Below are 11,648 nucleotides of genomic sequence, written 5' to 3'. Positions count from 1 at the left end.
CGCCCCGGGGGCGGTCTGAGTCGCACGAAACCCACCGCCTATGCGGTGAGCCACCAGCTGAGGTGCGCGGACATGCGCCGAACCTACCACACGGGGTGTCACGTCTCGCGAGCGCGCTCGAGCATCGCGGCGCCGTGACGCCACCCCACCGTCTCGTAGCCGACGACCACGATCGCCGGTGCGCACGCGATGAACAGCAGCGCCACACCGAGCGAGGCGCCGAGTGACACCGCGATGACGCTCGCGACCAGCGCGGCGACCGAGCCGAGGTAGAGCCACAGGTGGAACGGGTCGAACTGCATCACCGTGAGCGCGTAGATGCCGAAGAGGAACGTCTCGTACACGAGCACCGGGATCGCGATGCTGAGCACCGCGAAGGTCGCGTCGACGTGCGCCACGTGGGCGATGACGTTCGCCGCGACGTGCAGCCCCGCGCCCACCGCGATCAGCGCGCCGAAGACGAACAGGTGGAGGTAGCCCCACGGGAAGCCGCGCCACCGGTGCCGTTCGAGCACTTCGCCGAACGGCAGGACGAAGTAGTTCCACCACATCCCGAACGCCAGCGCCGTCCCTCCGAACGCGACGAGTCCGGCTTCGAGCGACCACCCTGCGGCCTGCACGACCGCCGAGATGGCGAGGATGGTGCCGAGGATCACCTCGCCCAGCGTGATGATGACGAGCAGCCCGTAGCGCTCGGCGATGTGATGCGGGTGCCAGGGGGTGGGGCCGAACCGCTTCTCGGCGAACAGCGGACCGGCCAGCTCGAAGAGGATGAGGGTGACCGCACACGCCATCGTGATCCCCACCGGCATGTTGAGGAAGATCAGCGCGATCCAGCCCACCTGGGCGATCGAGACGTTCACGATGTACGCGATGCACGTCTTGCGCCGGGCCTCGTCGTGCAGCGCGGCTCGCACCCACAGCGCGATCGTCGCGATGCGCATCACGACGTACCCCGCGACCATGACGGTGTTGTCGAGGTAGTGGCCCTCCTCGATCGAGTGGAACACATCGGGCACGCCGAGGGCGACGATGAGGACGCCGATCATGACGACCAGCGTCGACAGGCGGAAGAAGACGTCGTCGTTGTCGTACGCCGACGCCAGCCATGAGTAGTTGATCCACGCCCATGTGACGGCGAACGTCGCGAATGCGAAGCCGATCAGGGCGGACGACACGTGACCGAGCTCGAGCAGATGCGCCGTCTGGGACGAGATCTGGCTGAAGGCGACCACGAACGTCAGGTCGAACAGCAGCTCCAGCGGGGTGGCGGCGCGGTGGGCCTCATTCGGGTCCCTGCCGGTCATGCGTCCGAGATGGTGGCTCAGGCTCATGGCGGGAAGGTACACCGTCCACCGCACGCGCTGAGACGACGACGGATGCCGGGGGCCGCGGCATCCGTCATCGCCACCGCGCGAGCCGCCACCGCTCGGAGCCGACGGTCAGATCGGCCGCGTAGGCTGGTGCCGTGCCAGCCGTGAATCTCGGGATGCCCAAGGTCCCCGAAACGCTCGCCCCCCGTCGCAAGACCCGTCAGATCAAGGTGGGCAAGGTACTGGTGGGCGGCGACGCCCCCGTGAGCGTCCAGTCGATGACGACCACGCCGACGACCAACATCAACGCGACGCTGCAGCAGATCGCCGAGCTCACGGCGTCCGGCTGCGAGATCGTCCGTGTCGCGGTGCCGTCGCAGGACGACGCCGACGTGCTGCACATCATCGCCGCGAAGAGCCAGATCCCGGTGATCGCCGACATCCACTTCCAGCCCAAGTACGTCTTCCAGGCGATCGACGCCGGCTGCGGCGCGGTGCGCGTGAACCCGGGCAACATCCGCAAGTTCGACGACCAGGTGGGTGCGATCGCGGCGGCCGCGAAGGCCGCGGGCGTCTCGCTGCGCATCGGCGTCAACGCCGGCTCGCTCGACCGGCGCCTGCTCGAGAAGTACGGCAAGGCGACCCCCGAGGCCCTCGTCGAGAGCGCCGTCTGGGAGGCCTCGCTCTTCGAGGAGCACGACTTCCACGACTTCAAGATCTCGGTCAAGCACAACGACCCGATCGTCATGGTGAAGGCCTATCGGCTGCTCGCCGAGCGGGGCGACTGGCCGCTGCACCTCGGCGTCACCGAGGCGGGCCCGGCGTTCCAGGGCACAATCAAGTCCGCGACCGCATTCGGCATCCTGCTCGCCGAGGGCATCGGCGACACCATCCGCGTCTCGCTCTCGGCGCCGCCCGCCGAAGAGGTCAAGGTCGGCCACCAGATCCTGCAGTCGCTCAACCTGCGCGAGCGCAAGCTCGAGATCGTCTCGTGCCCGTCGTGCGGTCGCGCCCAGGTCGACGTCTACTCGCTCGCCGACAACGTCACCGAGGGCCTCAAAGACATGACCGTGCCGCTGCGCGTCGCCGTCATGGGCTGCGTCGTGAACGGCCCGGGCGAGGCGCGCGAGGCCGACCTCGGCGTGGCCTCGGGCAACGGCAAGGGACAGATCTTCGTGAAGGGCCAGGTCATCAAGACGGTGCCCGAGGCTGACATCGTCGCCACGCTCATCGAAGAGGCGAACCGCATCGCCGACGAGATGGGTCCCGGCGCCCCCGTCGGGACGGCGCAGGTCGTCACGTCCTGACGCTGCCGGCCGGCCGGCCGCCGGCGATCGCCGCGCACAACGGGGGGACTCTTGCGCGACACGCTTGGCCGCGGCATCCGTTCCCGGCTCCTTGCTGAGCGCCGGCCGCAACGCCGCCCGCGCGGGTCGTGGGCGCGCATGATCGCCGACGTCGGGATGCGCTCAGGTCGTCGAGCCATGGCATTCTCCACGAGACCGGGGACGTCGTCACCTGTTTCGGCCGGAATCCCCGGTCTCGGCGCGGTGGCCCGACGCGACCGGCGCCCGCTCATGGCATGATCCGATGGTGCCCCCGCCCGCCACGCCCGCACCTCCGGAGGGCACCTCGCCGCTGTCGCGGCCGATCATCGCCGGTGTCGTCACGTCGCTGGTGGGGGTGACGAGCTCGTTCGCCGTCGTGCTCACCGGCCTCGACGCGGTGGGCGCCTCGCGTGCGCAGGCCGCCAGCGGCCTGCTGGTGCTGTGCCTCACGATGGGCGTCTCGGCGATCGTGCTCGCCTGGCGATACCGGATGCCGATCACGGTCGCCTGGTCGACCCCGGGCGCCGCGGTGCTCGCCGCCACGGGAGCGGTCGAAGGTGGCTGGCCCGCCGCGGTGGGCGCGTTCCTGGTGACCGCCGGTCTGATCCTCCTCACGGCGCTGTGGCCGCAGCTCGGCCGGCTCATCGCCCGGATCCCGCCGTCGATCGCGCAGGCGATGCTCGCCGGTGTGCTCCTGCCGCTGTGTCTTGCGCCGGTCACCGGCGTCGTGGCGAACCCGTGGGGCGTCGTGCCGGTGGTGCTCACGTGGCTCGTCTTCGTCCGGCTCGCACCGCGGTGGGCCGTGCCGTTCGCGTTCGTCGCGGCATCCGTCGTCGTGGGAGTCCATGTCGCCGTCGCGGGCGCGGCGATCGATCCGGCCCTGCTCGTGCCCCGGCTCGAGTTCACCGCGCCGACCTTCACGCTCGGCGCCGTCGTGGGGCTCGCGCTGCCGCTCTTCCTCGTGACGATGGCCTCGCAGAACGTGCCCGGCATCGCCATCATGCGCAGCTTCGGCTACGAGGTGCCGTGGCGCCCCGCGATGCTCGTGACGGGCGTCGGCACCGCCTTGGGCGCGACGGCGGGCGGTCACGCGATCAACCTCGCGGCGATCAGCGCGGCGCTCGCCGCGGCCCCCGACGCGGACCCCGACCCGAAGCGCCGCTGGGTGGCCGGTGTGTCGACAGGGGCGAGCGGCATCGTGCTCGGCGGGCTGTCGGCCGCGCTCGTCGCCCTCGTCGTCGTCGCGCCGGAGGCCGTCATCCCCGCCGTCGCCGGCATCGCGCTGTTCGGCGCCTTCGGCTCAGCGGTGCAGCAGGCGATCGACGACCCGGGGGAGCGGCTGCCGGCCGTGGTCACGTTCCTGGTCGCGGCGTCGGGCGTCGCGATCGCCGGTGTCAGTGCGGCCTTCTGGGCGCTGATCGCGGGGCTCGTGGTGCGCGAAGTGCTTCACCTGGGGCGTCGCTCTCGCTGACGCGCGCCGACCAGAGGAGATCTGCGCGACGGCGGACCGTGCGACGGGCGGATCTCCTCGCATCCGCAGATCTCCGCGGAACGACGGTGCTCAGTGCAGGGTGCCCGCCGGCACGGTCGCATCGATGGTGACCTCGAAGCTCGTGCGCACCGCGATGTCGAGGGCGTCGGCGATCTGGTCCAGCGGCAGGCTCGCCGAGCCGGCCGGAGCGTGCTCGGTGGACCATGGGACGTGGATGAATCCGGCGCGGGTTCCGGATGCCGCGGCCTCGAGCGCCGTGAAGAACACGTGGTTGCAGACGAACGTGCCCGCCGAGTACGACACCTCGGCGGGGATGCCGGCCGACGCGATGCGGCGGGCGATCTCCTTGACGGGGAGCGTCGAGAGGTGGGCCGTCGCGGCGCCCGGCACGCTGGGCTCATCGACGGGCTGGGCGCCGTCGTTGTCGGGGATGCGGGCGTCGACGAGGTTCACCGCGACGCGCTCCACGCCGATCGCCGCGCGTCCGCCGGCGAGACCGGTCGCGATCACCACGTCGGGGCGATGCTCGGCGAGCAGCTCGCAGAGTCGCGCCGCGGCGCCGCTGAAGGTCACCGGCAGCACAGCGGTCACGAGGCGTTCGGATCCGCGCCAGCGGGACGCGACGATCTGCACGGCTTCGCCGGAGGGGTTGACGGCGTCGCCGCCGAACGGCTCGAACCCGGTCAGGAGGATGGTGGGCACGCCGACAGGCTAAACCGTCGCGACGAGATCGACCGCCCCGGTCGCGATGTCGGCCGACCTCAGGCGCAGGTGCACCCGGGTGCCCGGGGTCGCGTCCAGCTCGGCGATCTTCGCGGCCACCGGCGGGTCGGTCAGCTGCACGCGCACGCCGTCGTTGCGACGGCCCAGCACGACCGCCTCGAACTCCTCGCCGACCCGGCCCGACAGCACGGCCGCCTCGATGCGGTCGATCGTGGCGTTCGCCAGGCGGCCCGCGACCCCGTCGCTGCGGGCCATGATGCCCGGCAGGGTGGGAAGGCTCTCGCGGGCCCAGCGCGGTACCTCGCGCCCGTTCGCCAGCGACTCGCACACGACGAGCGACCAGCGGTCCACGAGCCGGCGCAACGGAGCCGTCGCGTGGGCATAGGGCGCGGCGATCGCCGCCTGCCCGGGATCCTCGGGCGGCGCACCGTCGAAGGCCTCGTAGCCCGCGCCGCGGAAGAGCCCCCCGGCCGCGTCGAGGATCGCGAGGGCGGCGGGGGATGCGCGGTCGAGGCCGCGAAGGAACTCGCCGTACGGGACGCCGTCGTCCCACGGGATGCCGAGCGCGGCTGCCTTCGCTCGGAAGTCGGCGACGTCCTCCGGCTCCGCTGCGGGCATCGTCCGGAGGATCCCGACTCCGCCGGCGAGCATGATCTCGGCCGCCGCCATGCCGGTCAGGAGCGAGACCTGCGCGTTCCAGTCCTCGACCGCGAGCGGCGCCTCTCGCTCCAACCGGTACCCGGTCTCGTCCGCGACGATCCGCGTCTCGGGCACATTGAGACTCGCGCCGCCGCGCTCCGCCTCGCGCTCGAGACGCTGTTCTCCGAACCACGCGAGGTCGCGCAGGGTCGCCGGGGCGGTGCCCGCGTCGACCGCCTCCTGGGCGCCGGCGTACGTCCATTGCGCGCGCGAGCGGACCACGGCGCGCCGCAGGGTCTTCTCGAGCGGCCGCGCCCCGTCGTCGAGGACGAACCGCCATACGAACGCCCGACGCTCGCGCCCGGGAAGGAGGGATGCCGCGTCTTCGCTCAGGACCGCGGGATGCAGCGGGATCCGGCCGTCGGCGGCGTAGATCGTCTGACCCCGGCGCCGGGCCTCGACGTCCATGGCGCCGCCCGGAGTGACGAAGGCGGGCAGGTCGGCGATGGCGTAGTGCAGGACGGCGCCGTCGTCGGTGCGCTCCAGGTGCAGCGCCTGGTCGAGATCGGTGGAGCCCTCGGGGTCGATGGTGACGAACTCGATGTCGCGCAGGTCGTCGACCGCCGCGATCACGGGATCGGTCGGCACCGTCTGGGCCGCCGCGAGCGCCTCCGCCTCCACGTCGGCCGGGAACGCCCCCGGCAGCTCGAGGTCGGCGCGCAATCGCGCCAGGGCCTCGACCAGCTCGTCGTGTGCGCGTGCGGGGACGACTCGGGGACGCGGTGCGGGCACGGGCCCAGTGTAGGCACGACGGGGTTCGGGAGGGCCGCGCGCGGCTCGCGCCGACATCCCACGCCGGGCCGCGGCATCCGCTCGCCCTAGACTTGACCCTCGTGGTCACCCGTCTGTCGCACTTCTTCCTCCGCACGCTCCGTGAAGACCCCGCCGACGCTGCCGTCGCGAGCCACAAGCTGCTCGTGCGCGCTGGCTACATCCGCCCGCAGGCCGCGGGCATCTTCGCCTGGCTGCCGCTCGGACTTCGGGTCAAGGCGCGGATAGAGAAGGTCGTCCGCGAGGAGATGACGGCGGCAGGCGCCCAGGAGGTGCACTTCCCGGCGCTGATGCCGCGCGAGGCGTACGAGGCCACCGGTCGGTGGGAGGAGTACGGAGACCTGCTCTTCCGCCTGCAGGACCGCAAGGGCGGCGACTACCTGCTCGCGCCCACGCACGAAGAGGCGTTCACGCTGCTCGTGAAGGACCTGTACTCCTCGTACAAGGACCTTCCGCTCACGATCTACCAGATCCAGGACAAGTACCGCGACGAAGCACGTCCTCGCGCGGGTCTGCTGCGCGGTCGCGAGTTCACGATGAAGGACGCGTACTCGTTCGACTCGTCGGATGCGGGACTGGATGCCTCGTACACCGCGCAGCGGGATGCCTACGAGCGCATCTTCCAGCGGCTGGGACTCGAGTACGTGATCGTTCAGGCGGATGCCGGTGCCATGGGCGGCTCGCGCTCCGAGGAGTTCCTGCACCCGACGGCGGTCGGCGAAGACACCTTCGTCCGGTCGGCCGGCGGCTACGCCGCCAACGTCGAGGCGTTCACGACGGTCGCGCCCGCGACGATCTCCTTCGACGGCGTCGGCGCGCCCGTCGTCTTCGACTCGCCGAACACCCCGACGATCCAGACGCTCGTCGACCACTCGAATGCGCACCTCGACGCCCCCGCGTCAGGGATCGCCGGTCCGGCGACCGATGGTGCGACGCAGTGGACGGCCGCGCACACGCTCAAGAACGTGGTGCTCGCGCTCACTCATCTGGACGGCACCCGTGAACTCGTGATCGTCGGCATGCCGGGCGACCGCGACGTCGACGACAAGCGCGCCGAAGTGGCGTTCGCGCCGGCCGAGGTCGAACCGGCCACCCCCGAGGACTTCGAGAAGAACCCGCTGCTGGTGAAGGGCTACATCGGTCCGTGGTCCGAGACCGGCGCGGTGCTCGGTGAGCAGTCGGCCACCGGCATCCGCTACCTCCTCGACCCGCGGGTCGTCGACGGCACGGCGTGGATCACGGGTGCGAACATCGACGAGAAGCACGTCCACACCCTGGTCGCCGGTCGCGACTTCGCCGGCGACGGCTTCGTCGAGGTGGCCACGGTGCGCGCCGGCGACCCCGCTCCCGACGGCTCGGGGCCTGTGGAGCTCGCCCGCGGCATGGAGATCGGCCACGTCTTCCAGCTCGGCCGCAAGTACGCCGAAGCGCTGGGCCTCAAGGTCCTCGACGAGAACGGCAAGCTCGTGACCGTCACGATGGGCTCGTACGGCATCGGCGTCACGCGCATCCTCGCGATCATCGCCGAGCTGAACAACGACGAGAAGGGCCTGATCTGGCCGGCGTCGGTCGCGCCGTTCGACGTGCAGGTGGTCGCCACCGGCCGCGAGCCCGCGGTCTTCGAGGTTGCCGAGGCGCTGTCGGCCGAGCTCGAGGCGTCCGGTCTCGACGTGCTCTACGACGACCGTCCCAAGGTGTCGCCCGGGGTGAAGTTCGGCGACGCCGAGCTGGTCGGGGTGCCGAAGATCGTCATCGTCGGCCGCGGCGCCGCCGAGGGCCAGGTCGAGCTGTGGGACCGGCGCACCGGCGACCGCGAGGTGCTGCCCGTCGCCGAGGTGCGCGCGCGGCTCGCCGCGCGCTGAGCCGGAGCGCGATTTCGCCGGGGGCGACCCGCGGACCCGGCGGGCATGGGAACGTGGAGGCATGAGTCCCAGCGCCGCAGTGCCCCCGGAAGTCACCCAGGACGTTCGACGCATCCTCGCCGACGCGGGCGTGACGGAGAACGCCGATCTCGTCGCGCGCATCCTGGCGACGGGCGTCGGGCTGGGGATCGACCGCGCCGACCGGCTCGACCTCAAGATCGCCAGTGCCGCACTCACCGAGATGCGTGCCGCCTTCCAGTTCTTCGCGCCGTACGAGGACGTGCCGAAGGCGACGATCTTCGGCTCGGCGCGCACGCTGCCGGACGATGCCCTGTACCGGCAGGCCGCCGAGACGGCGGCGGCGCTCGCCGCGCAGGGATGGCTCGTCGTGACGGGCGCCGGTCCCGGCATCATGCAGGCCGCCGCCGAAGGGGCGGGCCCGCAGAGCTCGCTGGGCGTGTCGATCCGCCTGCCGTTCGAAGAGAAGCCGAACGCCGTCGTGGGGGAGAACGCGCGCAACGTCGCGATGAAGTACTTCTTCACCCGGAAGCTCATGCTGGTGAAGGAATCCCGCGGGTTCGTCTGCGTGCCGGGCGGCTTCGGCACGCTCGACGAGATGTTCGAGCTGCTCACGCTGCAGCAGACCGGCAAGGCCGATCCCACCCCCATCGTGCTGCTCGACGCGCCCGGGGGCACCTTCTGGTCGGGCCTGCAGCGCTTCGTCGACGACCACCTGCTGCCGTCCGGGGTCATCTCCGAGGGCGACTTCGACCGTGTCCTCATCACCGATTCGGTCGACGCCGCCGTCGCCGAGCTCACCGGGTTCTACCGCAACTACGACTCGCTCCGGTGGGTCGGCAAGCGTCTGGTCCTGCGTCTCAAGCATGAGCCGACGGATGCCGAGGTCACGGCGCTGAACGCCGACTTCGGCGCCCTGCTGGCCGAAGGCGAGATCGAGCGGCGCGGTCCGCTGACGGCCGAGCGCGAGGACGACGACCAGCTCGAGCTGCCGCGCCTCGTCCTCCGGCTGAACCAGTTCCGAGTGGGGGAGCTGCACCGACTCATCCGCGCGGTGAACGCGCTGGACTCCGCCCCGCGCGAGGCGAACCCGCCCACCGCCTGACGTCGGACGGCAAGATCCCGGCACCGCGCAGGAGCCCGGCGCCGGACTTCGCACAGCAGGGGCGCGGCGTCGCAGGCGGGCCGCGGCATCCGTTCACCTTCGATGAGGCCGTTCTCATGCTCTCGTCGCCCGCCGTTCACTCACGGTTCCCGCGGGCGTCGCCGGTCGGGGCGAGGCTGACGCCGCCCCCCGACCGACGCCGTCAGGCAGAGAGGACGATCGTGAGCATCGTCGAAGGATTCCGCCGTTCGCTTCCGCTGGCAGACCACGCCCGCGGCAAGCGCCTGGCCGTGACGTGCCAGTACAAGTGCGCGAACGCCTGCATGTCACCCGAGTGCAACTCGTCGCAGAACGAGACGTTCCAGGAGGTGGCCTCGGCGGCGCTCTCGCGTCGCGCGCTGCTCGGCCTCGGTGCGGCCGGCGCCGTCGCCATCGCCGTCGGCGGGCTGCGCGGCCAGACGCCGCTGTCGGGCCCCGGCTCGGCGGGCGTCGGGGGAGCGGGGGCGGCGTTCGCCCGCCCGGTGAACGGCAGCCTGCCGTTCGACCCGATCGCGCCCGTGAACCGGTTCGTCGACGACTTCGTCGTCCCCTCGGGCTACACCTGGCAGCCGATCATCCGGTGGGGCGACCCGCTGTTCTCGAACGCGCCGGTCTTCGACGTGAACGCGCAGACGCCCGCCGCGCAGGCGCTGCAGTTCGGCTACAACAGCGACTACCTCGACATCCTCCCCGACCCCAGCGGCAAGACCGGCGTGCTGGTGAACAACCACGAGTACTGCAACCCGGGCATCATGTTCCCGCCCCAGGCCGACCCGGCCGACGCGGCCGAGCGGCAGCGTCGCGGCGACATCTTCAAGGCGGCACAGGGTCTCTCGATCGTGGAGATCACCCGACGCCGCACCGGCCAGCCGTGGTCGTACGTCGTCGACGGCACGCGCAACCGCCGCATCACGGTGGAGACCGTCTTCGAGCTCACCGGCCCGGCAGCCGGCAGCGACCTCGTGAAGACCGCCGCCGACCCCGAGGGCCGCTGGGTCCATGGCACGCTCGGCAACTGCGCCGGCGGCACGACGCCCTGGGGGACGATCCTCTCGGGCGAGGAGAACTTCAACGGCTACTTCGCGTGGGCGGCCGACACCCCGGAGCAGAAGCGCTACCAGTCCAGCGCATCGCGCTCGACGGAGACCGGCTGGGACACCTACGACCCGCGCTTCAACGCGCACGACCCGGCCTACGTCAACGAGCCCAACCGGTTCGGCTACATCGTCGAGATCGACCCGCAGGACCCGAACTCCATGCCGCGCAAGCACACCGCGATGGGCCGGTTCAAGCACGAGGGCGCGAACGTCATCGTCGCCGAGGACGGCCGCGTCGTGGCGTACATGGGCGACGACGAGCGCAACGACTATCTCTACAAGTTCGTGTCGAAGAACAAGATCTCCGGCTCGCGCAAGAAGAACCTCGACCTGCTCAGCGAGGGCGACCTCTACGTCGCGAAGTTCGCGGGCAACTCGCCCGCCGGCGAGATCACCGGCACCGGGGTGCTGCCCAGCGACGGGCTCTTCGACGGCTCGGGCACCTGGATCCCGCTGACGCAGAACGGGCAGAGCGTCGTCCCCGGCTTCACGACCGAGCAGGTGCTCGTCTACACGCGCCTGGCAGCGGATGCCGTGGGCGCGACGAAGATGGACCGCCCCGAGGACGTCGAGCCGAGTCCGAAGACCGGCAAGGTGTACCTGGCGCTCACCAACAACTCCGCGCGCTCCGCGCTCGACGAGGCGAACCCCGTCACCGGCAACCGCTACGGCCACGTCATCGAGATGACCGAGACCGCCGGGCAGGCCGGCACGACGTTCGGGTGGAGCATCCTGCTCCTGTGCGGCGACCCCGCCGTCTTCGCGAACTCCTACTTCGCCGGCTTCCCGAGGGAACTGGTGTCGCCGATCTCCTGCCCCGACAACGTCGCGTTCGACTCGGCCGGCAACCTGTGGGTCTCGACCGACGGTGCGCCCAGCACGATCGGCTACAACGACGGCCTGTTCCTCGTGCCGCTGGAGGGCGCCGAGCGCGGGCACGTGCAGCAGTTCCTCGCCGTGCCGCGCGAGGCCGAGACGTGCGGCCCGGTGATCCACGACCGCGAGGGGATGGTGTTCGTGGCGGTGCAGCACCCCGGCGAGGGGGGCTCGTTCGCCGCGCCGACGTCGCTCTTCCCCGACTACGGCCGCTCCCAGCCCGGCGACGCGCCGCGCACGCCGCGTCCGTCGGTGGTGCAGGTCTACCGCGCCTGATCCGACCCGACCGATGCCGCGCCGCCGACCCGGCGGCGCGGCATCCGTT

General features: G+C 71.4%; 8 protein-coding genes. 5 read left to right on the top strand and 3 right to left on the bottom strand.

Annotation, left to right across the window (positions count from 1 at the left end; genetic code table 11):
- Positions 1-98 precede the first annotated feature (98 nt).
- Positions 99-1,334, bottom strand: a complete 1,236-nt coding sequence (locus R8Z57_RS10435; RefSeq protein ID WP_318353705.1) for a low temperature requirement protein A — start codon at positions 1,332-1,334, stop codon at positions 99-101.
- A gap of 134 nt (positions 1,335-1,468) precedes the next feature.
- On the opposite strand from R8Z57_RS10435, the gene ispG reads away from it, so the two are divergent.
- Together ispG and R8Z57_RS10425 are read left to right on the top strand one after the other, a co-directional pair.
- Complete coding sequence (gene ispG / locus R8Z57_RS10430) at positions 1,469-2,620, top strand: flavodoxin-dependent (E)-4-hydroxy-3-methylbut-2-enyl-diphosphate synthase (RefSeq protein WP_318353704.1); 1,152 nt, start codon at positions 1,469-1,471, stop codon at positions 2,618-2,620.
- A 283-nt stretch (positions 2,621-2,903) separates the two neighbouring features.
- Entirely contained in the window at positions 2,904-4,112 is a 1,209-nt protein-coding gene (locus R8Z57_RS10425) for a benzoate/H(+) symporter BenE family transporter (protein ID WP_318353703.1), read from the top strand.
- A gap of 90 nt (positions 4,113-4,202) precedes the next feature.
- On the opposite strand, the gene pcp is transcribed toward R8Z57_RS10425, so the two are convergent.
- A complete protein-coding gene (gene pcp / locus R8Z57_RS10420; RefSeq protein WP_318353702.1) occupies positions 4,203-4,835 on the bottom strand; it encodes a pyroglutamyl-peptidase I in 633 nt (210 codons plus the stop codon).
- Between the two features lie 9 nt (positions 4,836-4,844).
- Complete coding sequence (locus R8Z57_RS10415; RefSeq protein WP_318353701.1) at positions 4,845-6,287, bottom strand: RNB domain-containing ribonuclease; 1,443 nt, start codon at positions 6,285-6,287, stop codon at positions 4,845-4,847.
- Between the two features lie 101 nt (positions 6,288-6,388).
- On the opposite strand from R8Z57_RS10415, the gene R8Z57_RS10410 reads away from it, so the two are divergent.
- From R8Z57_RS10410 to R8Z57_RS10400, 3 genes are all read left to right on the top strand, one after another.
- Positions 6,389-8,188, top strand: coding sequence for a proline--tRNA ligase (locus R8Z57_RS10410; protein WP_318353700.1), 1,800 nt, complete (start codon positions 6,389-6,391; stop codon positions 8,186-8,188).
- A 61-nt stretch (positions 8,189-8,249) separates the two neighbouring features.
- The gene (locus R8Z57_RS10405; protein WP_318353699.1) at positions 8,250-9,311 is read left to right on the top strand and encodes a TIGR00730 family Rossman fold protein; all 1,062 of its coding nucleotides are present in this window, start codon (positions 8,250-8,252) and stop codon (positions 9,309-9,311) included.
- A 221-nt stretch (positions 9,312-9,532) separates the two neighbouring features.
- Complete coding sequence (locus tag R8Z57_RS10400; protein WP_318353698.1) at positions 9,533-11,599, top strand: PhoX family phosphatase; 2,067 nt, start codon at positions 9,533-9,535, stop codon at positions 11,597-11,599.
- The last annotated feature ends 49 nt before the right edge of the window (positions 11,600-11,648 follow it).

The sequence above is a fragment of the Microbacterium sp. M3 genome (assembly GCF_033548675.1).
Classification (GTDB): Bacteria; Actinomycetota; Actinomycetes; order Actinomycetales; family Microbacteriaceae; genus Microbacterium; species Microbacterium arthrosphaerae.
The sequence above is the reverse complement of the archived record's forward strand: the minus strand, read 5'-3'. Positions and strand labels throughout refer to the sequence as shown.